Source organism: Vitreimonas sp., assembly GCF_035627415.1.
Classification (GTDB): domain Bacteria; phylum Pseudomonadota; class Alphaproteobacteria; order Caulobacterales; family Aquidulcibacteraceae; genus Vitreimonas.
Window position 1 is genome coordinate 238853 of record NZ_DASPLU010000009.1, and the last position, 24119, is coordinate 262971.

Consider the following 24119-nt stretch of genomic DNA (forward strand, 5'->3'; position numbering starts at 1 on the left):
TGCGTGCGCCCCAGGATGACGGTTTATTGGCTGAACAGCACTGCTGCTTGCACCAGGTAGATCACGCCCAGTCCCGTCACGATCCAGCGTGTCCATTTGAGGAAGTTGACGTCGCTCATGCGGGCGAGCACGAGGCCGCCGAGCCAGGCGCCGATCATGGCGAGCGGCGCGGCGAGGGCGAAGAACCATAAGGGCGGCAGACCTGTCGCTGTCATGCCGATGAGCGGCGCGCCGTAGAAGACCATCTTCACCGTGTGGCTGAACGCTTGCGTCGCGGCTTTGGTGGCGACGATCTGGTGGCGCGTCAGCGCGGTGCGGACGAAGAAGACGTCGAGCAACGGACCGGAGACGCCGGCGAGCACGTTGAGGCCGGTCACGGTGAGGCCGCACAGCACGGCGTGCGCGGGCTTGGCGGCGTCGAGATGAAAGAGGCCCTTCGGCCGCCAGGCGAGCCCGGGCACGAGGCCGAGCAGCAGGAATACCCAGGCTCTGGTGGGCTCGTAGGTGACGAGCGCCAGCGCGCCGGCGGCGATGGCGGAGCCGGCGCCGTACATCACGATGATGCGCCAGGCGATGTGCTTGCGATGCAGCACCGCGCGCCAGCCGTTGGAGACGAACTGCACGGCGCCGTGCGTGACCATGGCGGCGGAGACGGGCATGGCGAGCGTCAGCGCGCCCATCAGCATCAGCCCGCCGGTCATGCCGAACACGCCGGAGACGGTGGCGGTGACGAGGACGACGATTAAAAGCAGACTTGTGACTGCGAGCGATCCCATGCGCGCCTCCGTTGCTCGATCTGAGAGAAACGGCGCGGCGGGGAGCGCCCCGGTTGGCCGCGTAAGCGGCGCTCGCGTCAGGGGTTGTTTACGCGGGTTGGCGTGGATTGGAAAGAGCGGCCGGTTCGAAGCGGGACGCTATCGATCCAGAACGAATCCCGCTCGACAAGTTAGCGTCCCTTCTCCTGGTTAAGGAGGAGGTGGCCCGAAGGGCCGGATGAGGTTTACAGGCGACGGCAACACTGGATCTGTTCGCGTCCGGCCCGGGGCAAACATTTCAAGCTTGCCGGAAATGTGAGATGTCGAGCTATGGCGAGCGCACGCAATTCCTCATTTTGGTTGGTGCTTATTCTTGCTGCGATCGGATTCCTGCTGATTGCGGGTTGGCTGTACGTGAAGCGCGATCTCAGAGGCTGGGATGGCGCCGACCCCAATGATCCAACGGCGATCGTTGCAACACTGCCGGGAAAGCCAAACTTCACGCTCGAAGATTGCGTGCCTGGCACAGTGTATCCCTATGATGTTCCGACAGTGGAAGAGTATGCTGGCACCGCGACCGCTACAGTTTTGATTTGCCGTAGTCGATCAAGCGCGCTTGCCGTGATCATTGGCTATCTCGTGTTGGTGGGCGCGGTCCTCCTGTTCTTCCGTTCACGGAGCAAGCGAGCGTGAAAACTCATGCGCCGGTAACCCTCATCCGGCCGCTGCGCTGCCACCTTCTCCTTAACCAGGAGAAGGATGCAGTGTTTGTTCTCGGCGAGCGCGCGCTGAAAGCGCTTGTCGCCATCGCGCCCGGTTAGAGGATGGGATCGATCAGCCAATCGAGCGTCATGTGGGCGGTGTAGGCGGCCAGGAGTCCGCCGCCGCGTTCGCCGGCCCACGCCCAGAGCAACGCCAGCCCCGCGATCAGCGCCTGAAGCGCAAGCGGATACTGCGCATGCGTCGCGCCGAAGGCGAGGCTCGAAAGGATCGCCGCGGGCCAAAAGCCGAGCGCAGCGGTGAGCGCCACGAGAATGAACCCGCGAAAGACGTACTCCTCGTAGAAATTCGAGAAGACGTTCGCCGTCGCCAACCACGGATCTACGTGCGGCGCGTGGAACGCGCTCGCCTGACCGCTTGCGAAAAAGAACGCCACCAGCACGGCAATCGACACGAGGCCGACGCCCAATCCCCAGCCGAGCGTGCGAAGGCGAAACGAAAGGCGCAGCGCCGGCATCCATCCTGCGTGCGCAAGAACGCTCCAGGCCGCAATGCAGAAGAGAGCGGGCAGTGTGGAGTAGAGAAAAACGTGCGGGATCAGAATCCACACACCTTCGTAGGGAGGATTGCCGAACGCCTGCAGCACGAAATCGCGAAGCTGCCAAGTCGGCCAAAGGCCAACGAGATACGCCGCCGCGGCGGCGGCGATGAGCGTGCTGCGCTGTACGAGGCTCATTGAGCCCTCCCGAGTTCAATCCCATCCGTCTCCCTTCAAGATGCGGACGCTGCCGGTATTGGATGCGTCGCGCCCGTTGGTGTGGGTGGGTGACCGGCACGAACGGGATATGAATGGGTGAGCTCCGCGCTTAGCGAAAAGCCGCCAACCGCGCTTCCAAGTTCGCGCGCACGTGCGGCCAGTCTTCGCGGATGATCGAGAAGTAGGCGCTGTCCCGCCATGTCCCGTTAGGGCGGCGCATGTGGCGGCGATGGACGCCCTCGAACGTCGCGCCAAGCTTGGTGAGCGCCGCGCGCGATTGCGCGTTCAAGGCGTCGGTCTTGAACTCGACGCGCTCGATGCCGCAGGCGAAGGCGTGGTCGAGCAGGGCGAGCTTGGCTGCGGGATTGATCGCCGTGCCTTGCGCCGCGCGCACATACCAGGTGCCGCCGATCTCGACGCCGGCGTCGCGCGGGCGGATCGTGAGATAGCAGGACTGGCCGACGATTATTCCTCCCCCGCTTGCGGGGGAGGTCGCGAGCGAAGCGAGCGGGAGGGGGGTGTTGTCGACTCCCCCCTCAGTCTCGCGCTGCGCGCTCGACAGCTCCCCCGCGCGCGGGGGAGCATGAGCGATCACCGCGTGCGGAATCCAGCGTCCTTCGGCGCGTTCATTCAGCAGCCAGTCGAACGAGGGCGCAAAGCCGTGCTCGGCGACGGGATAGGGCATGTGCCGGAAGATGTCCGGATCGGCTTCGGCCGCGGCGATCATCTCGGCGCGATGGCGCGCTTCGAGCGGCTCGAGGCGCACCCAGGCGTTTGATAGTGTCGCAGCGGCAAGCTTGACGCCGGTCATTGCCCCTCCCGCGCCGGAGCCTTAGCGTGCGCCGGACAGACGCGCCAGCAAGCCGGAGATCACGATGTATTTCGAACATTCAGACCGCGCCAAAGAATGGATCGACCGCGTCCAGAAGTTCATGGACGAGCACATCTATCCGGCCGTGCCGACCTATGAGGCGCAGCAGAAAGAGGGCGGGCGCTGGAAGGTGCTGCCGGTGCTGGAGGAGCTGAAGGCGAAGGCGAAGGCGCAAGGGCTCTGGAATATGTTCATGCCGCCGTCGAGCGGGCATGCGAAGGTCGACGACACGTTCGCGTTCGAAGGGCCGGGGCTGACCAATCTCGAGTACGCGCCGCTGGCGGAGCTGATGGGCCGCGTGGGCTTTGCGTCGGAGGTGTTCAACTGCTCGGCGCCCGACACCGGCAACATGGAAGTGTTCGAGCGCTACGGCACGCGCGAGCAGAAGGAGCAATGGCTGCGGCCGCTGATGAACGGCGAAATCCGCTCGGCTTTTCTGATGACCGAGCCGGCGGTGGCCTCGTCGGACGCCACCAACATCCAGTGTGAGATCAGGCGCGACGGCGACGACTACGTGATCAACGGCCGCAAATGGTGGTCGTCGGGCGCGGGCGATCCGCGCTGCAAAGTCGCGATCCTGATGGGCAAGACCAATCCGGATAATCCGAAGCACAGCCAGCAGAGCCAGATCCTTGTTCCGCTCGACGCCAGGGGCGTGAACATTCTCAGGCCGCTCACGGTATTCGGCTATGACGACGCCCCCCACGGGCACATGGAGATCGAGCTGAAGGACGTGCGGGTGCCGGCCGAGAATTTGTTGTTGGGCGAAGGCCGCGGCTTCGAGATCGCGCAGGGGCGGTTGGGTCCCGGCCGCATTCATCATTGCATGCGCACGATCGGCGCTGCGGAGGCCGCGCTCGAGGCGCTGTGCAAGCGCGTCACCACCCGCGTCGCGTTCGGCAAGACTATCGCCGAACACTCGATCTGGGAGCAGCGTATTTCCGATGCGCGCATCGACATCGAGATGACGCGGCTTCTGTGCCTCAAAGCGGCGTACATGATGGACGTCGCCGGCAACAAGGTCGCCAAGAACGAGATCGCGATGATCAAGGTGGCGGCGCCGCGGATGGCGCTGAAGATCATCGACGACGCCATCCAGGCCCATGGCGGCGCCGGCGTCTGCCAGGATTTCGGCTTGGCGAAGAGCTACGCCGGCATCCGCACGCTGCGTCTGGCCGACGGGCCGGATGAAGTGCACGCGCGCGCGATCGCGCTCAACGAGCTCGCGAAGTACGGCTGGACCGGCAAGCGCAAGAAAGAGGGCGAAAGCCTGCCCGGCGCGCGTTGATGCTCATTGCTTGGCTGTTGAACGTGCTCGCGCTGATGTTCGGCGCAGGCCTCGGCGCCCGCGCGCTGATCGATCCGCGCTGGGCGGCGCGGTTCGTGCGGCTTGCCCCGGACGAGCAGGGCGGCGGGTTTGCCGAGTTTCGCGCGACCTATGGCGGCGTGTTCCTTGGCCTTCACGCCGCCGCGCTGTTGTTGGCGCTTCGCTACTTGCTGAGCGGGGGCGCGCTGATCGGGGTCGCTGCGGCCGGCGCTTCCGCGGCGCTGGCCGCCGGCTGGGCGGGATCGGCGTTCGGCCGCGCGGTGGCGATCTGGCGCGACGGCGCCGACACCCGTTTCAACCGCCTCAGCGTGGTCGTTGAAGCCGGGATCGCGCTTGCGATAGCAGCGCCGTGGATCGCCTGGCTGGTGAGCTAGGCGCCTGTCGCCCTGAGCGGGCGCCGCAGGGCGACAGGCCGCGTTCAGTGCAGCGTATGCTTGATCCGGCTGACTTCGTCGTGGTCGGCTTTGACGCTCTGATAGAAGCGCGTCACCGCCGAGCGGACGTTCGAGGGCAGATCGTCGTCGCGCATCGCCTTTTCGAAACGGGCTTTGATGTGGTCTTCGCCGCGTTCGACTTCGTCGATGACGGCCTTGTCGCTGCCGCCGGTCAGCGCGTTCTTGATGTCGACAAATTTGTTGTGCGCCTTGCCGAGCGCACCCTGCTCCGTCTCCGGCTCGCCGCCGAGTGAGCGCACTTCGCTCTGCAGATCTTGGGCCAGTCTGCGCCGCTTGGAGGCGCGTTCGATGAACATGTTCTTGTATTGCGAGCGGTCGGCGTTTTGGGCGGCCTCCTCGTAGCCGCCGACGCTGTCGAGGGTCGTCTTGATCAGGCCGTTGAGGACGTCGACGGCGTGTTCGGTCGTTGCTGGCATGGCTTGCTCCTGCTGCTGCGGTGGGATGCGAGCCAAACGAGATTTGGCGGCGCGTGTTCCGTCGCGCCTCACTTGCCGAGAAACACGACGGCCGCGCCGAGGGCGATGAGGGCGAAGCCGAGCAGGTGGTTCCAGCCGAGCTGCTCGCGCAGGAACAGCGCCGAGAAGCCGATGAAGACGACCAGCGTGATCACTTCCTGCATCGTCTTCAGCTCCGCCGTCGAATAGACGCCGCGGCCGATGCGGTTCGCCGGCACCGCCAAACAATATTCGACGAAGGCGATGCCCCAGGACGCTGCGATGGCGATCAGAAGCGGCGTCGAGCGAAACTTGAGGTGGCCGTACCAGGCGAACGTCATGAAGACGTTGGACGCGATCAACAGCAGGATCGGCGCGATCTGCGGCGAGGTGAGAAACGACATGCGTACTCCGCTTGGGCCGCCGACGTCCCTGTCGGCGCAAGCAGTTCCATTCGCACGCCTTCGGCCAAGATCAAGCGCCGGCGCCGGAGCAAGGATCAGAAGTCGTTGATGCTCATGTCCGCGCGCCATGGCCAGGCGCCGGGTCGCAGGCCGCAGTCCGCGGGATCGAACACCGCCCGGTCGAGCGCGACGGTGTTGGTCGGCGTTTCCTCGATCCGCACCTCGGCGAGCGAGAACGGCAGCCCGTCGTCCGCAAGGAACGCGGAGAGCTTCAGCCAGAAGCAGGCGGCTAGCGCTTCGGTGGTGGGATCGCCCTGGAACGTCATGATCTGGGAGAGACGTTGCGGCTCTCGCTCGCGGAAATAACCGAGCAGCGGGTCGGTCTCGGCGAGATGCAGGGCGTGATCGACGTGCTCGTCGATCCAGTTATGCCAGCGGCGCTTGATCTTCTCGAACGGCGCGGCGGCGTTCGTAGCGCTGAAGCGGAACGGCGTGACGGGCTCGAGCCGCACGGTGACGAACTCGTTGTGGCCGTGCGGGATCGCGCACTTCCCGCTTTTTGCCATCAACAGGCGATGCGCCATCGCGTAGCGACGGGTGAATTCGAGCGTAGCCATGACTTCTCTCTCGGCACTCCCGCAGCACAGACGGGCGCCTCATTGGCTCGCTGCTTAGGCGCGGCGGCGCGCCCGCGCAATCATTCGTCCCAGACCGGCTCGCCCAGATTGACGTTCTCCGGCGGCGTCAGCGCGCCGACCGCCCCGCCGATGATCGCGCCGGGCACGACGCCGACGCCGCCGGCGGCGAGACCGACGCCGCCGCCAATGGCGGCGCCGGAAGCGATGCGGTCGCCCATTTGCGTGCCGCAGCCGGCCAAGGCGATCGTTGCCGCGGTGGCTGCGAAAATAGCTGTCTTGTTCATGACCTACTCCTCATGAAGCGAGCGCCGCCGGGGAGGGCGGCGCTTGCAAATGCGCCTAGCTCGACACCGACTCGCGCGCCATCGATGGCGCAGATTCCGCGAGGCGATTGTGGCTATTTCGGGTTACCGTCGTCGTCGTAATCGTCGCCAGTTTCATCGTCCCAGACGGGTTCGCCCAGGTTAACCTGCTCCGGCTCGGTAAACGCGCCGACGCCCGCGCCCACGATGGCGCCGGGGATTGCCCCGACGCCGCCAGCTGCGAGGCCGACGCCGCCGCCGATCGCCGCGCCCGACGCCATGCGATCGCCCAGCTGCGTGCCGCACGCGGACAGAAGCATCACCGCTGTGGCGACGAGAAGAATTCTCTTCATCTTGAGTCTCCGAACAGTGCGGTAAAACGCGAGGCGTTCGGGGCTGTTCCGCTAGAACCAGCGACGCCATTTGGCGATGGCGAACAGCGCCGCCGGCGCGATCAGCATCAGCGCGATCCCGACCCAGGGGCCCCAAGACTCTCTGAACCACGTCATCGCGTCGAAGTTCATGCCGAAGATCGAGGCGATGAGGGTGGGCGGCACGAAGGCGATGGTGGCGAGCGAGAGCGCTTTCAGCACGTTGGTTTGCTGCGCGTTGATGAGCCCGAGCATGGCGTCCTGCAGATTGGAAAGCCGCGGCTGCATCTGCTCGGCGATGCGCTCGAGTTCGCCGACATCGCGCCCGAGCGCAGCAACGCGCGCGGCGTCGAGGCCATGCTTGCCCTTCGCTGCCCGCGCATAAACCAGAAGACGCTGCATGCTCGACAAAGAATCGTGCGCGAGCGCCGAAAGCGCGCCGATGCGGCCGAGGTTGCGCAACTCGGTGCGGAGGTCGAGTTCTTCCGTTTTGTCGAACACGCGCACGGAAAGCGCGTTGGCGTCCCGGGTCGCTTCCGCCAGCACGTCGGCCAAACGCTCGGCGGCGCCTTCGATCAGCGCAAGCATGACGTCGGCGCCGTTTTGCGCCGAACTGATGCGCGCGGAGGCGCGGCCCAGGCCGATCTCGAACGCCCGCGGCCGCACCTGGCGGACGGTGACTAGCTTGCCGTCCGCGAGAATGAACGTCACGGGTCCAGCCTTGAGGGGGCCCTCGTCACGCCGGCCCAGCAGCGTCGCGGTGAGGTGCAGCGCGCCGTTCTCTTCATAGAAGCGCGCCGACTCCTCGAACGCCGCGCGCTCGGCCGGCGTCGGCACATCGATGCCGAGCGATCGCTCGACCTCGGCCTCTTCAGCATCGGTGGGGTCTTCGAGGTCGTACCAGAGCGCCTCCGGCGCTTCGCACTCGACCTCGCCCCCGCCACGGGCGATCACACGGAGCATGAGCGCGAGGTATCGCTGTTCTGCGCCGCCCGCAAACTACTCGTTCTTGAAGGTGCGTCCGCGCGCCATCACGAACGGCACATTCATGAGCACGGCGACGTCTTGGGTCGGGTCGCCGTCGACTGCGATGATATCGGCCGCGTAACCAGGCGCTACACGGCCGGTGACGCCGTTCAGTTGCAGGTGGTCGGCGGCGTCGACGGTGGCGATGCGGATCGCCTGCATCGGCGTGTAGCCCCCTTCGACCAGGAACTGGAATTCGCGCGCGTTGATCCCATGACGCGAGACGCCGCTGTCGGTGCCGAACGCGACGCTCACGCCGGCGCGGCGCGCGTTCTGGATCGACTGGCGCATGCGCGTGCCGACTTCGCGCGCCTTCTGCGCTTGCGCCGGCGTCAGCACGCCGCCTTGCGCCGCCATTTCCTCAACAGTGACCCCGGCGAGAATGGTGGGCACGAGATAAGCTTCGTTGCGGCGAAGCAGGCGCAGCGATTCCTGGTCGGTGTAGGAGCCGTGTTCGATCGAATCGACCCCGGCGCGAAGCGCCGCGTTGATGCCGCCGGCGCCGTGCGCGTGCGCGGTGACCCGGCGGCCCATCGCATGTGCGGCTTCGACGATGGCGCGCAGCTCCTCGTCGCTGAACTGCTGTTCGACGCCAGCGGCGGTGTTGGAGAGCACGCCGCCCGTCGCGGTGATCTTGATCACGTCCGCGCCGGCTTGGATTTGGCGGCGCACGGCACGGCGGCAATCGTCAGCGCCAGAGCAGGCGTTCGGATTGCGCAGCGCGTCGACGATGTCCGGGGCAAAGCCATTGGCGTCGGCGTGGCCGCCATGGGGTGTGACGGCGGCGCCGGAGGCGATGATGCGAGGCCCCTCGACCCGGCCCTCGTTGATGGCGCGGCGCAGCGCGAAGATGGCGTCATTGTTGGCGCCGAGATCGGCGACGGTGGTGAAGCCGGCGTTCAGCGTTTTGCGCGCGTTCTCTACGCCGCGCATGGCCTGGTCGCTGGGCGAAAGCTGCACTTCATCGAGCAGCTGGTTGGGGCCGAGTTCGCTGGTGAGATGGACGTGGCTGTCGATCAGGCCCGGCAGCACGAAGCGGCTGCGCTGGTCGATCACCTCCGCGCCCGGCGGCGTGAGGTAGCCGGCTTCGACGCCGATGATGCGGCCGTCCGCGCCGATGAGGATCGATTGCTCGGTGAGAATGCGCCCGGTGGACGCGTCCGCGAGCAGGCGGCCGGCGTGGATGACGGCGGCGGCTTGCGGCTGCGCCTCTTGCGCGAAGCTCGAACCCGCCAGCATCGCCAGAGCGCCAAGTGCGCCGACGATCATTTTTCCGCGTTGCAGCATAAGGTCCCCCGTTGCTGCTGCCTTGATCCCGCCGCTGCTGCGCTTCGTCAACCGCTTACCCGTGCAGCGTCAGCGATCACAGCGCGCCGCGGTTGATCTCCGAGATCAGCATGGCGATCAGGAAGAGGCACCCAAGCGCAAAGCCGCCGACCACCGCCCACTTGGCGGCGCGCTCCTTGGCGGTCATCGCGGGCTTCTCCGGCGGCACGATGGCGCCGGCTTCGAGCAGGCTGTGGTAGCGATAGTCGTTCCAGCCCCAAACGCGTTGGGCGAGAAATGCGCCCAGGCCGGCGAAGGCTGGCAGCGAGAGGACGAACAGGAAGCCGGTTGGCCCGAGCGTGCGCGCGACCGCGCCGAGGATCGGCCCGGCCTCTTCTTCGTCGACGTAGAATGCGCCGCCGTTCGAGGTCATCGCGTACAGCATCAACAGCGCGAACACGAGCCCGCCGATCGCGCCGATGCCAGCGCCGACGAGCGCAACGGCGAGGCGTCCGCGGCGGCGCTTGCGCGCCCAGTCCCACAGAAACATCGCCTGCTGGCGCTGGTTCATTTGAGCCCGGCCTTCTGCGCGTACATGAAGGCGGCGCTCGCGAGGGGACGAATGCGGGCGATCATTTGCGTGGCGTGCGCGCTGGCGGCGGTGCCGTCGCGCACGCGCCCGGCGATGCCTTGTAGGATGCAGGCGAGACGGAAGGCGTTGTAGGAGAAATACCAATCCAGCGCCGGGATGCCGGCGCGGCCGGTCAGGGCGCAGTATCGCTGCACGGCTTCGTCGAGCGTCGGAACGCCGATGGCTTCGAGATCGAGCCCGCCGAGGCCGGCGCGGCCGTCGTGGGGCATCGCCCAATTCATCAGATAATAGGTGAAGTCGCCGAGCGGATCGCCGAGCGTCGAGAGCTCCCAATCGAGCACCGCGATCACGCGCGGCTCACTCTCGTGTAGGATGAGATTGTCGAGGCGATAATCGCCGTGGACGATGCTGGTGCGCTCGCCGGGCGGGATGGTTTGCGGCAGCCACTCGATGAGACGGTTCATCTCGTCGATGGTTTCGGTTTCGCTGAGTTTGTACTGCTTCGACCAACGGTCGATCTGGCGTGCGAAGTAGTTGCCCGGCTTGCCGTAGTCGGAGAGGCCGATCTTTTCGTAATCGGTGTTGTGCAGCTGCGCGAGCGTCGCGATCTTGTGCTCGTAGACGCGGCGGCGATCGGCTTTCTCCAGCTCCGGCAGCGCGCCGTTCCACAGGACGCGGCCCTCGACGTTCTCCATCACGTAGAACATTGCGCCGATGACGCTGTCGTCGGTGCAGAGCGCGTAAGGGCGCGCGACGGGAAAGCCGGTTGGATAGAGCGCGGAAATGACGCGGAATTCGCGGTCGACCGCGTGGGCGGAGGGCAGCAGCTTGCCGCCGGGCTTCTTGCGCAGGACGTATTTTCGCTGCGGCGTGACGAGCTGGTAGGTCGGGTTGGATTGGCCGCCTTTGAATTGGTTGATTGTCAGCGGGCCTGCGTAGCCCTCGACGTTGGCTTCGAGCCACGCCGCCAGTGCGGCCTCATCAAGGCGATGGCGTTCTTCGACGGGTTTCACGCCTTTGAATTGGGCGTGCGGGTCTTCGGCTATGGTCGTCATCGCCAATCCATCGCATCAAAAAATGCATCCGTCATCCCGGCCGGAGTCGCGCAGCGTCGTAGAGCCGGGACCCGAGGCTGCGCCGCGGCCTAGGTCCCGGATCGGGCTCCCTGCCTCCGCGGTGAGGTGGCCTGGGATTGCTCCTAGGCCGACATCTTTCGCGTCGGCCGGATGAGAACTTCGGCAGGAATGCCCAGGCGCTCATGCAATCTGCGGATCATATTGATCGAAAGCGAGCGTTTTCGGTTCAGCACCTCTGCGATGCGGGTGCGTGTGCCGATCAGTTCTTCCAGGTCGCGACGGGAGAGGCCTTGTTGCTCCATGCGAAATTTGATGGCGTCGATCGGGTCAGGAGGATCGATCGGGAAGTGTTCGGTTTCGTAAGCGTCGATGAGGGTCGCTAGAACATCCAACCTGTCGCCGCGCGGCGTGCCGCTGCGTGCGCCCCAAAGGTGTTCGAGTTCGACCAGGGCGGCCTTGTAGTCGGATTTGGTGCGGATTGGTTTAAGATCGCGAGTCATAAGCCACTGTCTTCACATCAATACGATCATAGTCCGCGTGCGTTCCGATCCATTTGATCCAGACGATCCCTTTTTCGAAATCGATCGCCGCGACCAAACGATAGTCGTTCCCCTTGATGTTGAATACAACACGATCAGAAGACACGACACTTGCTGTCGCATACCGTTTCTTCAGGGCGCCCATGCTGGACCAACGCGCCGCGCGCACTTCGGCGAACCATGCGTCCAAAGCCGCTTTGAGCGCTTGATGGTCCTTCCGGCCCTCGCGTGCTTTTGCGAACGCCAGTAACGTGCTGCGCGCAATGATCCGCACCGACAACGGTTAGCATGCGCCCAAAATGGGCGCAAGCCGCTACTTCGCCAGCGCGCGCCAGGCGATGTCGCGGCGGCAGAAGCCGCCGGGCCAGTCGATCTGGTTGACGGCCGTGTAGGCTTTCGCCACCGCGGCCTGCAGGTCGGCGCCCGTGGCGGTGACGTTGAGCACGCGGCCGCCGGCGGCGCGCAGGGTGCCGTCCTCGTCCTGGCGCGTGCCGGCGTGGAAGACGACGACGTCCTCGATGGCGTTGGCTTCGCCGACGCCGCGGATGACGGAGCCGGTGAGCGGCTCGTCCGGATAGCCTTGCGCGGCGTAAACGACGGCGACGGCGGGGCGCTCGTCCCACGCGAGCGTGGGCGCGTGCGCAAGCTCGCCCTTCGCCGCGGCGAGCAGCACTGGCGCGAGATCGCTTGAGAGCCGCCGCATCAATGTCTGACACTCGGGATCGCCGAAGCGGACGTTGAACTCGATCAGCTTCGGCCCGTCGGCCGTGATCATGAGGCCGGCAAACAGCACGCCGACGAAGGGCCGGCCTTCTTCCTTCATCCCGCGCAGAGTCGGCAGGATGATGCGCTCCATGGTTTGATCGCGCGCGGCGTCGGTGAAGATCGGCGCGGGCGAATAGGCGCCCATGCCGCCGGTGTTCGGGCCCTTGTCGCCGTCGTAGGCGCGCTTGTGATCCTGCGCGGCGACGAGCGGGATTGCGGTGTCGCCGTCGCACAGCGCGAAGAAGCTGGCTTCTTCGCCGGGCAGGAAGTCCTCGATGACGATGCGCTGACCGGCCGTGCCGAACTTGCGCAGGAAGAGGATCTCGTCGATCGCCGCATCGGCGTCGCGCCGCGTCTCGGCGATGACGACGCCTTTGCCGGCGGCGAGGCCGTCGGCCTTGATCACGAACGGCGGCTCGCGCCCGCCGAGATAGGCTTTGGCGCGGATGGCGTCGTCGAACACTTTGTAGTCGGCGGTCGGGATCGCGTGGCGGGCGCAGAAGTCCTTCATGAACGCCTTCGACGATTCCAACTCGGCGGCCGCTTGACTCGGCCCAAAGCAGGGCACGCCGACTTTGGCGAGGCTGTCCGCCAGCCCCGCCGCCGCCGCCGCTTCGGGGCCGACGACGACGAGATCGACCTGCTCGCGCATGGCGAACGAGGCGAGTTCGCCCGCCGCATCGGCCTTGATCGGCACGGTGCGCCCGAGTTCCGCGAGGCCCGGATTGCCGGGCGCGGAGATCAGTTCCGAAACCAGCGGGCTCTGCGCCAGTTTCCAGCCCAGCGCATGTTCGCGCCCGCCCGAGCCAACGACGAGAATCTTCATGGGGCCGCTATATCGCCGCCTTCAGCGCTCCACGCAACGAAGTCTGCACGGAATTAGGCGGGCGCAGCGATGTAGCGTTCGAGATCGGCGAGCAAGCGGCGCCAGGCTTGGTCCATTTCGTCCGTCCACCCATCGCCGCAGGCGTTTTGGACCTCGTCGCGGATAAAGCCGAAGAAGGCGGAGAACGCTTCGCGGGGGACGTTGTAGCCGTCGTGGTTGGTGGCTTCGGCGCCGATGAGATGATCGGCGTAGCTGCGCTTGCCGACGAAATCGACGATTGCCTCGAAGGCGCGCGCCAGCATCTCGCCGCGCACGGCGCCGTCCGTGTCCATCACGAACAGCGGCTCGAGTTCGGGGCGCGCCGCGAACATGTTGGCGTACACCGCGGCGGTGAGGTCGCCGCCGCGCTCGCCGGCAAGCTCCAGGCTTGCGAGGATCGGCGATGCGTCAGCGGTGACCGTCATGACCGGCGCACTAGCTTCCCGCGACAATCCGGTCGACCGCGTTCTGCACGATCGGGTGGTAGGAGCCGCGCGTGGCTTCATGCGTGCGCCGCGCGACGGCTTGGCCCCAGGCGCCTTGCTCCATCAGCGCGCGGTAGAGCGGGCGGATGAATTTGCCGCGGCCTTGCTCGCTGAGGAAACGCTGCACGGCGGCGCCGGCGGGTTCGTAGCCGTTCGGGATGGCGAGCGCGAGCCAGTCGAAACGCACTTCCATGTTGCCGATGGTGTTGAGATTGAACGCGCGCTCCAGCGCGTCGAGCCGCGCCGTCGGCAATTGCCGCGGCAGCGTCTGCAGGAAGCGCTGGCGTTGCATCGTGTTCCAGTTAGCCCAGGCCGATGGGACAGCGCCATGATCGTCGAACGCCGCCACCGCTTGTTCGACTTCAACAAAGCCAGACGCTACCGGCGCGACCGCATTCGACGGGATGCCCGGCTCGTACGCCCATTGGTCCAGCATCAGGCGCGCCTCCAGCGCTGCATCGCCGCGGACGACGTGCTGGCGGAAGTCGGCCAGGAATTGTTGCGTCGTCATCGGTTGGAAGGCGTAACGGTCGAAGTACGAGCGCAGGTAATTGTCGAGCCGGTCGCGGCCGGCGATGCCTTCGACCGTGCGCAGGAAGAGCGCGCCTTTGTCGTAGGTGATGGCGCTCGAATTATCGTTGGCGTCGACTTCGCCGACCCAATGCAGGCGCTGGCCGTCGGCCGGCACCGTTTCCAGCGCCTTCTGGATGTCAGCCCAGCTCAGCGCTTCGGCCATGCGCGCATGCTCAGCGCCGAACAAAGCTTCGCCGATGCGGCCTTCGATGTAGGAGGTGAAGCCTTCGTTAAGCCAGCTGTCCTCCCAAACGCCGTTGGTGACCAGATTGCCGGACCAGGAGTGTGCGAGTTCATGCGCCACCAGCGAGACGAGCGAACGGTCGCCGGCGAGGAAGGTGGGGGTGAGGAAGGTGAGGCGCGGGTTTTCCATGCCGCCGTAAGGGAACGATGGCGGCAGGATCAGCACGTCATAGCGACCCCAGCGATAGGGGCCGTAGAGCGCCTCGGCGACATCCATCATGCGCTCCATGTCGGCGCATTCGTAGGCGCCGCGCTCGACCACGCTCGGCTCGGCGTAGACGCCGGTGCGCGGGCCGACGGCGCGGTGCACCAGATCGCCAATGCCGATGGCGATCAGATAGGGCGGGATCGGCTGCGGCATGCGGAAGCGGAACGCGCGCTGGCCGGCGCCGGCCGGCTCGCCGTCCGGCGTCAGCATCTCGGCGCTCATCACGGCTTTCAGATCTTCCGGCACGACGATGCGCGCATCGTAGGTCTGGCGGATGCCAGGGCTGTCCTGCGTCGGGATCCAGGTGCGGTTGAGGATCGACTGGCCTTGGCTGAACAGGAAGCGCTTGCCGCTCGCGGTTTGCGCGGGCTCAAGCCATTGCAGCGCCGTGGCGTTCGGCGCGGACTCGTAGTCGATCTCGATCTGGCGCGCGCCGTTGAGCTGGATTGTCAGCGCCGAGCCGAGCCGCTCGTCGCGGCTGCCGAGCACGTACTCGGTCTCTCGCCCGCCCGCCCGCACGGCGCGGATGACGAGGCCGTCGCTATCCAACACGATCTCGCGGGCGTCCGGGCGCGCGATGATGTCGAGCGTCGCCGTGCCGTGGAAGAGCTTGCGGTCGAAGTCGGCGGTGAGGTCGAGCGAGACGTGCCGGACGCGCGCTTCGTCGGGCTTGGCGTGGGTGCTGCGGTCGAGCGGCAGCGGCGCCATCGGATCGGCCGCGCCTACGGTCGAAGCGCAGGCGGTGAGCGTCGGGATGGCGAGCGCGGAGAGCAGCAAGGTGCGGCGGCGAAGCATGGATTTCCCCCGGGAAGATGATTTTGCCGCTACCAAGCCGCTCGGGCCGGTCAGGGCAAGACGGTAAGCGCAGCGCGCGACCAAGCGCCCCGGCCAACGAGGCTGGCCTTGGGAAAACGGGTCATTCCGGACGCGGGATGGGCCGAGTCGGCCTATATTGAGCCAATGACCGAGGCTGCGGCGGCTTCCGCCCAATCCAATCTGCCCGAGCTTTCCGTCAGCGAGCTGGCGCAGGCGGTGAAGCGGACGATGGAGACCAATTTCGACCGCGTGCGCGTGCGCGGCGAGTTGGGCCGCGTCATGATCGCAAAATCCGGCCACCTCTATGTGGACCTGAAGGACGCGGACGCCTGCATCTCCACCGTGATGTGGCGCGCCCACGTCCAGCAACTCGGCTTCAAGCCAGAAGAGGGCCTCGAAGTTGTCGCCGAGGGCAGACTCTCGACCTTTCCCGGCCGTTCGCAATATCAGCTGATCTGCGACCGCATGGCCCCCGCCGGGGTCGGCGCGCTGCTGGCGCAGCTGGAGAAGCTGAAGGTCAAGCTACAGGCGGAGGGGCTGTTCGCGCGCGAGCGCAAGAAGCCGATCCCGTATTTGCCGCGCACGATCGGCGTCGTGACCTCGCCGACGGGCGCGGTCATCCGCGATATCCTGCATCGCCTGCGCGAACGCTTTCCGCGTCGTGTGATCCTGTGGCCGGTGCTGGTGCAAGGCCCGGAAGCGGCGGGGCAGGTCGCGCGGGCGATCAAGGGCTTTAACGCGCTGCAGGGCGAGATGCGGCCTGATGTTCTGATCGTCGCCCGCGGCGGGGGCTCGATCGAGGATTTGTGGGCGTTCAACGAAGAGATCGTCGTGCGCGCGGTGGCGGAGAGCGAGATCCCGCTCATCAGCGCCGTCGGGCATGAAACCGATACGACTTTGATCGACTACGCGTCGGACTTGCGCGCGCCGACGCCGACAGGCGCGGCGGAGAAAGCCGTGCCGGTGCGGGCCGAGTTGATTGAGCGGCTCACGAGCGCCGAGGGGCGGCTGAAGAACGGCTTGCTGCGCGGGCTCGAGCGGCGGCGCACGGAGCTGCGCGCGGCTGCGGCTAAGCTGCCGCGACTTGAGACGCTGTTCCAAATTCCCCAGCAGCGCTACGACCGCGCGGCGGAGCGCCTGAACGCCGCGCTCGTCGCCAACACGCGTGCGGCGCAATCCAAGCTCGATCGCGTGGCGGCGCGGCTGCGCCCGGAAGCGTTGGGGCAGGATATCGCCCGCCGCCGCGAACATCTGGCGCGCAGCTCCGCGCGACTGCAGCCGGCGATCAAACGGTCGCTCGAGGCGCACAGGAAGCATCTCGACGGCGCTACGCGGATGCTGGAGTCGCTCTCGCATAAGAGCGTGCTCGCGCGCGGCTTCGTCATGGTGCATCGTGAGGACGGCTCGCTGGTGCGCGCGGCCAAGGACCTCTCGCGCGGCGATGTGATCGAACTCACGTTCGCCGACGACAAGCAGAAAGCGGTGATCGATCCAGACAGCGTTCCGGCGGCGCCGGAGCCGGCGAAGCCGAAGGCGAAGCCCAAGCCCGGCGGCGATCAGGGTTCGCTGTTCTGAGCGGCGACGGATGACGCGTTTGGCCCAGCGTCCTAGGCTCCTCGTATGGATGACACTTTGATCAAAGTTGACCGGCAGCGGGTGGAAGCGCTGAAGGCGGCCGTCTCTGCGGGTGGGGCGCGGTCGGTGGAAGCGGCGGTCGAGAATGCCGTGGACGCTTGGCCGACAGAGCAAGCGCTTGCCGGCGTGAGCGACGAGACGCTGCAGAGGCTGTGGCGGGACGGCGCGGAGAGTGGCGACGCAGGCGAGATCGACTTCGCTGCGCTCAAGTCAGAGGCGCGCAAGATGTTCCGCGCGCCGTGATGCGGGCGCTGCGCTGGTCGAAAGCAGCGCGCCGCGACCTGTTGGAAATCTGGGCTTGGCGGGGGCGTGATAGACCTGAACTCGGTGACCAAGCTGTTGACCAGATCGCGCCGGCTTGTGCGCGCCTACGGCGCTTCCCGTTTCTAGGGCCGCCGTTTGCGCGAGCCGCGCCGGACGCCCGAAAACTCTCCGTCGGCGGGTATCTTGCCCTCTATCGCGTTGAAGAAGGCAGCATTGTCATGTCCGTGTAGTCGATCAGCGGCGCCTTCTGGAGGCGGTGCGATTCAGCGAGGACAAGTGAGTCAGCTCAGCGCAAGTCGGCGCTTGCGGAGCACGAAATAGAGCGGCAGTCCGGCGACCAGCAGCACGACGCCCCAGCCGATCACTTCGAGGCCCGAGCCGATGATCGCAAATAGCGAGTAGCCGCCGGCCAGCAGCGCGACGAGCGCCCACACTCGCGCGGATCGCCAGGAGTGGCGCAGCTCGGCGAGCGCGCTCACCAGGAGCGGGGCGAGCACCGTGATGGTCGACATCATCAGCAGGAACGTAAACGCGCCGATGAGGCCGCGCGAATAGTTGGCGAGCAGCAGCAGCGAGCCGATCAGGCTCGAGATCAGCAGCGCCACATACGGCGAGGCGCCGGCGTTGCAGCGGCCGAAAAGGGAAGGCGCCAGACCATCGCGCGCGGCGGCCATCGGCAATTGGCCGCTGATGAAGATGCAGCCGTTCATCGCGCCGGCGGTGGCGACCAGCGCCGCGGCGGCGATCAGCCCCGCGCCCCAGTGGCCGAAACCGCGCGCGGCGTCTGCGAACGGCGAGGTCGAGCGCGCCAGTTGCTCGGCCGGCACCAGCAGCATCACCGCCGCGGTGGCGGCGAGATAGATCACGGTGACCGTGACCGTGCCGATGACGACGGCGCGCGGGATCGTGCGCTTGGGATCGCGTACGCTACCGGCGGGAATGACGCCCGCTTCGAGGCCGCTGAACGCCCACATGGTCAGCAGCGCCGTGGCGGCGAGCGTCGGCGCAAGCGGCGCATCCGCGGGATTGAACGCCGGCAGATTGTCCGGATCGCCGCTCGCGAAGCCGAGCGCCACGATCAGCAGAAGCGGCGCGATCTTCAGCAGCGTCATGGCGATTTGAACGGCGGCGGATTCGCGCACGCCGCGCACGTTCACCAAAGTCAGCGCCCAGATCAGCGCCAAAGCGGCGGCGGCTTGCCAGAGCGCGCTCGCGGCGATCGCCGGAACGAAGACGCCGAGATAGCCGACGAAGGCGATGGCGATCGCCGGCACGGCAAGGCAGTACGAGATCCAATAACCCCAGACGACGAGAAAGCCGGTGAGATCGCCGAACGCATCGTGTGCGTAGACATAGGGCCCGCCGGTGCGGGTGGTGCGTGCGGCAAGCCGGCCGAGCATCAGCGCCAGCAGGATCGAGCCGCCGCCGGTGATCAGCCAGCCCCCGAACGAGAGGAGGCCGTGCGGCGCGAGCACGGCCGGCAGCATGAAGACGCCCGAACCGATCATGGTGCCGACGGTCAGCGACCAGCAGGCCCAGAAGCCCAGAGGTTTATCCGCTCGCCCGCTCTCCGCCATGCGGCGAGCATGGCCTTGCCCGGGGCGATTGGCCAGAGCGTGAGGTTGGCAGGCGCGAGCGCTACGGGCACAGTCGGCGCCCTGGAGGTTCCGGCGTGACCGAGATCAGCAGCCTTCCCGCTTGGACGTACGTCAACGAACGCTTCTTCGAACTGGAGCGCGAGCGGATCTTCCGCTCGGCCTGGCAGATCATGGGACACGCGAATGACGCGCCCAACGCAGGCGATTACGTCACGCTCGATTTTCTCGGCGAACGTATCGTCACCTTGCGCGGCGCGGACGGCGCCTTGCGCAGCTTTCACAATGTCTGCCGCCACCGCGCCGCGAAGATCGCGCCGGAGCCGCGCGGCTCATGCGGTCATCGCCTCGTTTGCCCGTATCACGCGTGGAGCTACGGCCTCGATGGTAAGCTGGTGAGCGTGCCGAAGTGGCAGGGGTTCGAAAATCTCGACCGATCGAAGCACGGCCTCGTTCCAGTGGAGCAGGAGATTTTCCAGGGCTTCATCTTCATCCGGCTCGAGGGTGGCGGCCCGAGCGTCGCCGAGATGATGGCGCCTTATGCGGACGAACTGCGGCCGTACGAGCTGGAGCGCCTCGTGCCGAACGGGCGCGTCACGTTGCGGCCGCGGCGGGTGAACTGGAAGAATGTCGGTGACAATTATTCCGACGGCATGCACATCCCGGTGGCGCACCCGGGGCTCTCGCGTCTGTTCGGCGCCACCTACGCGATCGAAGCGAAGGAGTGGGTCGACAAGATGTCGGGCGAGCTGCAGCAGAATGCGTCAGAGAATTGGTCCGAGCGAGCGTACCAAAGCCTGCTCGCGTCGCTGACGCACATTCCGGCCGACCGGCGCCGCACCTGGGTCTATTACAAGCTCTGGCCCAACGTCGCGTTCGACATCTATCCGGATCAGGTCGATTTCATGCAGTTCATTCCGGTCTCGGCCACCGAGACTCTGATCCGAGAGATCGCCTACGTCCATCCGGAGCAGAGTCGCGAATTGAACGCCGCGCGCTACCTCAATTGGCGCATCAACCGGCAGGTGAACGCTGAGGACACGGCGCTGATCGAGGGCGTGCAGGCCGGCATGGCCTCATCGAGCTACACGACAGGCCCGCTTTCGCCGAACGAAGTCTGCCTCATCTCCTTCACCAACCGCATGCGCCGCCTGATCCCGGAAGCGCGCCTGGACCGCGCGCCGGTTTAGGGGAACTCTCGCGTCATTAGGGTGACGTTCAGGTTCTAGGGCGCTAAAACACTACCATGAACAAACACGATCCGGGCGGGCCGGAGGCGAAGGTTCGCTACGGCGACAACGAGATCACGATCTTGAAGCAGGGCACGCACGTGCTCTGCGCGGTGACGGGCGAGCGGATTCCGCTCGACGAACTCAAGTACTGGAACGTCGACCTGCAGGAGGCCTATCGCGGGCCGGCGGAAGCGACACAGCGTTGGAAGCAGCTCGAAGCGGAGAAGCGCAAATGAGATGGCTGGCGGGGGCCGCTTTCTTCCTCATGGCAGCGTGCGCGGCGGCCGAGCCGCCGCGTCACGGCGACGACTACCATCCGCCGCACGAGCACGGCGAAGTGGTTGTGCCGCAGCCGGTCATGCTCGAGTGCGCCGGGGCCATGACGCAAGGCGGCGTCGCGCTCTGCCGGACGAATCCGGGCGCGGAATTGCGCATCGGCGGCGAGGGCGTGGGCCACGCCGACGCGAACGGGTGGGCGGTGATCGGATTCAACCGCGAAGCGCCCGAGAGCATGCGTGTTGAAGCGCATTTGAACGGGATTTCCACTTACGACGATCTCGCCATCGCGCCGCGTGAGTTCGACGTGCAGCGCATCGACGGACTGCCGCAGCAGACGGTGACGCCCACTGATCCCGCGGTGCTCGAGCGCATCAGCCGCGAGGCGGCGTTGAAGCGCGAAGCGTTCACGAGCCAAGCGCCGATGACCGGCTTTCTCGACGGCTTCATCATGCCGGTCGATGGCGGCGTCGTTACGGGCCGCTGGGGCAACCAGCGCATACTCAACGGCGTGCCGTCGACGCCGCACTTCGGTTACGACATCGCAGTCCCGGCCGGCACGCCGATCCGTGCGCCGGCGGCGGGCGTCGTGACATTGGCCAATCCCGACATGCATTACGAAGGCGGGCTCGTGTTCATCGACCACGGCCAGGGGCTCATCACCATGTACCTGCACATGAGCCGTCTCGACGTGCGCGTCGGCGACGTGGTGAGCCAAGGCCAAGTGATCGGCGCCGTCGGCGCGAGCGGGCGCGCCACCGGCCCGCACCTCTGCTGGCGCATGCGCTGGCGCGAACGCCAGCTCGATCCGAGCATTGCGGTTGAGGGCTTGGCGACAGCGCGGGCGGAATTGATACAGCACTAGGAGGACGTGATGCGTACGGCGTTGATGGCGCTTGCCATGATTGCGTTCTCGGCGACAGGCGTCGCCGCCCAGGATGACGAACCGCCGCCCCAATGCCGCTACAATGCGGCGGGGCAGATCGATTATCAGGCTTGTCTCGACGCCGCGCGGGATGGTTCGCCGTGGCAGATGTTGTCGCTGATCAATCTGGGTACGCAGGCGTACAACAACGCTGATTTTCCCCGCGCCGCCGCGTATTACGATCGCGCACAGCCTCGCGACGGCGGAATGATGTACTCCGATCCGCTCTATCACGCGAACTACGCCGCGACGCTTTATCAGGTCGGTCGCAGCGCTGATGCGCTCGTGCAGGCGCGGATGGCGTTGGCGGTCCTGCACAATGCGCCGGAAGTCCCAGAGGCCGTGCGCAACAGCGTCGGCGCGCATCCGGTCGATCGCGACTTGGTTTATGCCGGCATCCTGCCGGTGCTGCACGCCGGCAACGATCCGCAAGCGGAGACGGCGATGGCCGAGTACCTGGCGTTGCCGGCGCAGGACTGGGTGAGCTGGGCCAATCGCGCGGCGGTGATGCTGGAGATTGGCGATTACCCGGCCGCCCTGCGGGCCAACGAGCGCGCGCTGCAGATGGAGGCTGCGCATCCGGCGGTGCAGAACAATCAGTGCTACATCCTGGTGAAGCTCGAACGCGCTGGCGATGCGCTGGCGTATTGCGAACGCGCCCGGGCCGGGGCGCCTGATGTGGCCGCGGTGCGCCACTCGGTTGCGAGCGCCTATGCCGCCCTCGGCCGCTGCGCCGATGCTGAACGCGAAATGAGCGAGGCGCGCCGCCTTGACGCCGTCTCGCCGGAGTATCGCGAAGCGATGGCGTGCACGCCGGCTTGATCAGCTCGCCGGCGCGTAATGGGCGACGAGGATGACGGCCGGTTCGTCGCCGTCATTGCGCCAGCCATGCGCCGTTTGCGCGTCTTCGAGCGCGACATCGCCAGCGCGGTATATGATCTGATCAAGACAGGAATTGCGGATCTCGGTGGCTTGGCCGGAAACGATCAGCGCCATGCCTTGCGTCGTCTCGTGCGAGTGCCAGGCGATCACGGCGCCGGGCGCCATTGTGAGCAGCCGCAGGCGCACGATCCGCGACGCCTCGCCCGCCGCCGGCGTGATCGCGATCGTGCGCGCGGTGACGCCGTGCTGCGGGCCGAACCCTTCATTATGCGCGCCGATTTGCGCGCGTCCCTCCGGGCAAGTCCGGACATTTGCGTGTTCGATCGCCGCCAGCGCCGGATTGGACGCCGCCGTCACATTGGCGTTGACCGAGACGCAGGCCGTAAGCAGCGCCGCCGCGCCGAGTAGAATGAAGCGCATGATCCCCTCCAAGGCGGGAGCATAGCCGCCGAAACACGGATGCCGCCAGAGCGTTGATGCCGCCAGGATGGAGGTTGCGATGGCGCTCGAACAGGATCTGATGAAGCTGGAACGCGGCTTTTGGGTCGAAGGCGCGGACTACTACCGTGAGCACGTCGACGACGAGTGCCTGCTCGCCTTTACCGAGATGGCCGGCGTTCATTCGAACGAAGAGATCGCCGGCATGAATCCCGGCGGTCACAACTGGAAGAACATTCGCCTCGACGAGAAGGGCTTGGTGCAGCTGTCGGACGGCGCCGTCGTGGTGACTTATGAAGTCGACGCTGAGCGCGCCAATGGTGAGCCGTACCGCGCCGTGGTTTCAACCGGCTATGTGAAGCGCGACGGCGAATGGAAGATGGCGTTTCATCAGCAGACGCCGCTCCAGTAAGGGAGTAGGTGAGCAAGTGAGTAGGAAATAAGCGGCGCCGTACTCACCTACGCACCTCACATCACTCCCGCCTTCGCCCAAGCCTCTTTCGGCCAGCGGCGGTGCGACCAGAACCATTGGCCCGGCGCTTCGCGGATGCGCGCTTCCATGAATTCGTTCACGCGCTTCACGCCGGCGTAGACGTTCGTCTCCTCGTCCGGCTTGTCGTAATCGAGCGGGATCGGCTCGTAGGCGCGGGCGACGAACTTGACGCCGTCGATGCGCCGGCCGGTGATTGGGATCAGCGGCACTTTGAATTTGAGTGCAAGCCGCGTCGGCCCGTCGGCGGTCATGCACTCGTAGCCGAACAGCGGCACTGAAAGGCCCATGTTGTATTTCTGGTCGTTCATCAGCGCGACGCTGCGGCCTTTCTTCAGCGAGCGCAGCAAGCCCATGCCGCCTTCCTTGCCCTTCGCCGCCTGCAGCCCGAGCCCAAACGCCGCGCGCGTTTCGACGATGTATTTGTCAATGATCGGGTTGTTCGCTGGGCGATAGGTGAAGTGGCAGGTGGGGTCGGTCTGTGCGAGGCAGAGCGATGTGACTTCCCAATCGGTGAAGTGGCCGCCAATGAACACCGCGCCTTTGCCGAGCGTGGCTTCGACGATCTCCTTGCCCTCGAACACCAGTTCGCCGCGGCGATATTGTTCGAGGAATTTGTCCATGTGCGGAAACTCGCCCGTCATGCGGCCGAGCTCCTGGAACGATTCCTTGCGCACTTCGCGATGCCAGGCATCGCTTTCGTTCGGAAAGCACATCCTGATGTTGCGCAGCGCCGTTTTCCAAGCGCTGCTGAGCGGGGCGACGGTCGGCACGATGGCGCCGCCCCAGCGTGACGCGCGCTCGAGCCCGAGTGCGCCGAGCCCGCCGACATAGGCGTTCCACGCCAGCGCCTCGAGGCGGAACATGAAGTTGAGCGGTTTCGGCTTCGCCATA

The 24119-nt window shown here is 66.2% G+C and carries 31 protein-coding genes; 11 read left to right on the forward strand and 20 right to left on the reverse strand.

The annotated features are described in order from the left end of the window. Nucleotides 1–23: 23 nt before the first annotated feature. Nucleotides 24–776 carry a TSUP family transporter gene (locus tag VEA80_RS07010; RefSeq protein ID WP_325059990.1) on the reverse strand — a complete coding sequence of 251 codons (753 nt, stop codon included), beginning with the start codon at nt 774–776 and terminating at the stop codon, nt 24–26. 309 nt (nt 777–1085) lie between these two features. Between VEA80_RS07010 and VEA80_RS07015 the strand changes: the two genes are divergently transcribed. After that, complete coding sequence (locus VEA80_RS07015) at nt 1086–1448, forward strand: hypothetical protein (RefSeq protein WP_325059991.1); 363 nt, start codon at nt 1086–1088, stop codon at nt 1446–1448. Between the two features lie 124 nt (nt 1449–1572). Here VEA80_RS07015 and VEA80_RS07020 read toward each other — a convergent pair whose 3' ends face one another. Both VEA80_RS07020 and VEA80_RS07025 read right to left on the reverse strand, forming a co-directional pair. Further along, the gene (locus VEA80_RS07020) at nt 1573–2211 is read right to left on the reverse strand and encodes a type II CAAX endopeptidase family protein (RefSeq protein ID WP_325059992.1); all 639 of its coding nucleotides are present in this window, start codon (nt 2209–2211) and stop codon (nt 1573–1575) included. Between the two features lie 130 nt (nt 2212–2341). Beyond that, complete coding sequence (locus VEA80_RS07025; RefSeq protein WP_325059993.1) at nt 2342–3043, reverse strand: GNAT family protein; 702 nt, start codon at nt 3041–3043, stop codon at nt 2342–2344. A 64-nt stretch (nt 3044–3107) separates the two neighbouring features. Here VEA80_RS07025 and VEA80_RS07030 point away from each other — a divergent pair, with 64 nt between their 5' ends. Continuing rightward, nucleotides 3108–4391 carry an acyl-CoA dehydrogenase family protein gene (locus tag VEA80_RS07030; protein ID WP_325059994.1) on the forward strand — a complete coding sequence of 428 codons (1284 nt, stop codon included), beginning with the start codon at nt 3108–3110 and terminating at the stop codon, nt 4389–4391. Then, the gene (locus VEA80_RS07035; RefSeq protein ID WP_325059995.1) at nt 4391–4804 is read left to right on the forward strand and encodes a hypothetical protein; all 414 of its coding nucleotides are present in this window, start codon (nt 4391–4393) and stop codon (nt 4802–4804) included. Before VEA80_RS07030 ends, VEA80_RS07035 begins: the two co-directional genes overlap by 1 nt. 44 nt (nt 4805–4848) lie before the next feature. Here the strand turns inward: VEA80_RS07035 and VEA80_RS07040 are convergent, their stop codons facing one another. The 14 genes from VEA80_RS07040 to VEA80_RS07105 all read right to left on the reverse strand — a co-directional run bounded on the left by VEA80_RS07040 (nt 4849) and on the right by VEA80_RS07105 (nt 15467). Next, the gene (locus VEA80_RS07040) at nt 4849–5301 is read right to left on the reverse strand and encodes a PA2169 family four-helix-bundle protein (protein WP_325059996.1); all 453 of its coding nucleotides are present in this window, start codon (nt 5299–5301) and stop codon (nt 4849–4851) included. Nucleotides 5302–5369: 68 nt separating this feature from the next. Beyond that, nucleotides 5370–5723, reverse strand: coding sequence for a DMT family protein (locus VEA80_RS07045; protein WP_325059997.1), 354 nt, complete (start codon nt 5721–5723; stop codon nt 5370–5372). Between the two features lie 95 nt (nt 5724–5818). Next, a complete protein-coding gene (locus VEA80_RS07050) occupies nt 5819–6340 on the reverse strand; it encodes a 6-pyruvoyl trahydropterin synthase family protein (RefSeq protein WP_325059998.1) in 522 nt (173 codons plus the stop codon). An 80-nt stretch (nt 6341–6420) separates the two neighbouring features. Continuing rightward, on the reverse strand, nt 6421–6645 hold the full coding sequence (locus tag VEA80_RS07055) for a hypothetical protein (protein WP_325059999.1): 225 nt from the start codon (nt 6643–6645) through the stop codon (nt 6421–6423). A 113-nt stretch (nt 6646–6758) separates the two neighbouring features. Beyond that, on the reverse strand, nt 6759–7016 hold the full coding sequence (locus VEA80_RS07060) for a hypothetical protein (protein WP_325060000.1): 258 nt from the start codon (nt 7014–7016) through the stop codon (nt 6759–6761). A 51-nt stretch (nt 7017–7067) separates the two neighbouring features. Then, on the reverse strand, nt 7068–7997 hold the full coding sequence (locus tag VEA80_RS07065) for a CorA family divalent cation transporter (RefSeq protein WP_325060001.1): 930 nt from the start codon (nt 7995–7997) through the stop codon (nt 7068–7070). A gap of 36 nt (nt 7998–8033) precedes the next feature. Then, nucleotides 8034–9347, reverse strand: coding sequence for an amidohydrolase family protein (locus VEA80_RS07070; protein WP_325060002.1), 1314 nt, complete (start codon nt 9345–9347; stop codon nt 8034–8036). Nucleotides 9348–9423: 76 nt separating this feature from the next. Continuing rightward, entirely contained in the window at nt 9424–9897 is a 474-nt protein-coding gene (locus VEA80_RS07075) for a hypothetical protein (protein WP_325060003.1), read from the reverse strand. Next, nucleotides 9894–10973: a phosphotransferase family protein gene (locus tag VEA80_RS07080; RefSeq protein WP_325060004.1), complete on the reverse strand. Its 1080-nt coding sequence runs from the start codon at nt 10971–10973 to the stop codon at nt 9894–9896. The genes VEA80_RS07075 and VEA80_RS07080 overlap by 4 nt, the downstream gene beginning before the upstream one ends. Before the next feature lie 143 nt (nt 10974–11116). Continuing rightward, nucleotides 11117–11494, reverse strand: coding sequence for a helix-turn-helix domain-containing protein (locus VEA80_RS07085; protein WP_325060005.1), 378 nt, complete (start codon nt 11492–11494; stop codon nt 11117–11119). Then, nucleotides 11478–11807 carry a type II toxin-antitoxin system HigB family toxin gene (locus VEA80_RS07090; protein ID WP_325060103.1) on the reverse strand — a complete coding sequence of 110 codons (330 nt, stop codon included), beginning with the start codon at nt 11805–11807 and terminating at the stop codon, nt 11478–11480. Before VEA80_RS07090 ends, VEA80_RS07085 begins: the two co-directional genes overlap by 17 nt. Nucleotides 11808–11846: 39 nt before the next feature. Then, entirely contained in the window at nt 11847–13124 is a 1278-nt protein-coding gene (purD, locus tag VEA80_RS07095; RefSeq protein ID WP_325060006.1) for a phosphoribosylamine--glycine ligase, read from the reverse strand. Nucleotides 13125–13177: 53 nt separating this feature from the next. Beyond that, nucleotides 13178–13588 (reverse strand): globin, encoded by a 411-nt coding sequence (locus tag VEA80_RS07100; protein WP_325060007.1) that lies wholly within the window; start codon nt 13586–13588, stop codon nt 13178–13180. Between the two features lie 10 nt (nt 13589–13598). Next, nucleotides 13599–15467: a M1 family metallopeptidase gene (locus VEA80_RS07105; protein WP_325060008.1), complete on the reverse strand. Its 1869-nt coding sequence runs from the start codon at nt 15465–15467 to the stop codon at nt 13599–13601. Nucleotides 15468–15632: 165 nt separating this feature from the next. On the opposite strand from VEA80_RS07105, the gene xseA reads away from it, so the two are divergent. From xseA to VEA80_RS20545, 3 genes are read left to right on the forward strand one after another with little or no spacing between them, the layout of a single operon-like run. Next, nucleotides 15633–17063 carry an exodeoxyribonuclease VII large subunit gene (xseA, locus tag VEA80_RS07110; protein ID WP_325060009.1) on the forward strand — a complete coding sequence of 477 codons (1431 nt, stop codon included), beginning with the start codon at nt 15633–15635 and terminating at the stop codon, nt 17061–17063. Nucleotides 17064–17108: 45 nt separating this feature from the next. Continuing rightward, nucleotides 17109–17366 carry a hypothetical protein gene (locus VEA80_RS07115; RefSeq protein ID WP_325060010.1) on the forward strand — a complete coding sequence of 86 codons (258 nt, stop codon included), beginning with the start codon at nt 17109–17111 and terminating at the stop codon, nt 17364–17366. Beyond that, entirely contained in the window at nt 17366–17617 is a 252-nt protein-coding gene (locus VEA80_RS20545) for a type II toxin-antitoxin system RelE/ParE family toxin (RefSeq protein ID WP_414731495.1), read from the forward strand. The genes VEA80_RS07115 and VEA80_RS20545 overlap by 1 nt, the downstream gene beginning before the upstream one ends. Nucleotides 17618–17668: 51 nt before the next feature. Here VEA80_RS20545 and VEA80_RS07120 read toward each other — a convergent pair whose 3' ends face one another. Further along, the gene (locus tag VEA80_RS07120; protein WP_325060011.1) at nt 17669–18964 is read right to left on the reverse strand and encodes an APC family permease; all 1296 of its coding nucleotides are present in this window, start codon (nt 18962–18964) and stop codon (nt 17669–17671) included. A 95-nt stretch (nt 18965–19059) separates the two neighbouring features. Here VEA80_RS07120 and VEA80_RS07125 point away from each other — a divergent pair, with 95 nt between their 5' ends. From VEA80_RS07125 to VEA80_RS07140, 4 genes are read left to right on the forward strand one after another with little or no spacing between them, the layout of a single operon-like run. Beyond that, a complete protein-coding gene (locus VEA80_RS07125) occupies nt 19060–20172 on the forward strand; it encodes an aromatic ring-hydroxylating dioxygenase subunit alpha (RefSeq protein ID WP_325060012.1) in 1113 nt (370 codons plus the stop codon). A gap of 56 nt (nt 20173–20228) precedes the next feature. Continuing rightward, nucleotides 20229–20450, forward strand: a complete 222-nt coding sequence (locus VEA80_RS07130; protein WP_325060013.1) for a DUF2093 domain-containing protein — start codon at nt 20229–20231, stop codon at nt 20448–20450. Then, nucleotides 20447–21355, forward strand: a complete 909-nt coding sequence (locus tag VEA80_RS07135) for a M23 family metallopeptidase (RefSeq protein WP_325060014.1) — start codon at nt 20447–20449, stop codon at nt 21353–21355. The genes VEA80_RS07130 and VEA80_RS07135 overlap by 4 nt, the downstream gene beginning before the upstream one ends. A gap of 9 nt (nt 21356–21364) precedes the next feature. Beyond that, a complete protein-coding gene (locus VEA80_RS07140; RefSeq protein WP_325060015.1) occupies nt 21365–22237 on the forward strand; it encodes a hypothetical protein in 873 nt (290 codons plus the stop codon). Here VEA80_RS07140 and VEA80_RS07145 read toward each other — a convergent pair whose 3' ends face one another. Continuing rightward, on the reverse strand, nt 22238–22717 hold the full coding sequence (locus VEA80_RS07145; RefSeq protein WP_325060016.1) for a cupin domain-containing protein: 480 nt from the start codon (nt 22715–22717) through the stop codon (nt 22238–22240). It lies immediately after the preceding gene. A 79-nt stretch (nt 22718–22796) separates the two neighbouring features. On the opposite strand from VEA80_RS07145, the gene VEA80_RS07150 reads away from it, so the two are divergent. Beyond that, complete coding sequence (locus VEA80_RS07150; RefSeq protein WP_325060017.1) at nt 22797–23147, forward strand: DUF4440 domain-containing protein; 351 nt, start codon at nt 22797–22799, stop codon at nt 23145–23147. Nucleotides 23148–23203: 56 nt separating this feature from the next. Here VEA80_RS07150 and VEA80_RS07155 read toward each other — a convergent pair whose 3' ends face one another. Beyond that, nucleotides 23204–24118, reverse strand: a complete 915-nt coding sequence (locus VEA80_RS07155; RefSeq protein WP_325060018.1) for a lipid A biosynthesis acyltransferase — start codon at nt 24116–24118, stop codon at nt 23204–23206. Nucleotide 24119: the final 1 nt, after the last annotated feature.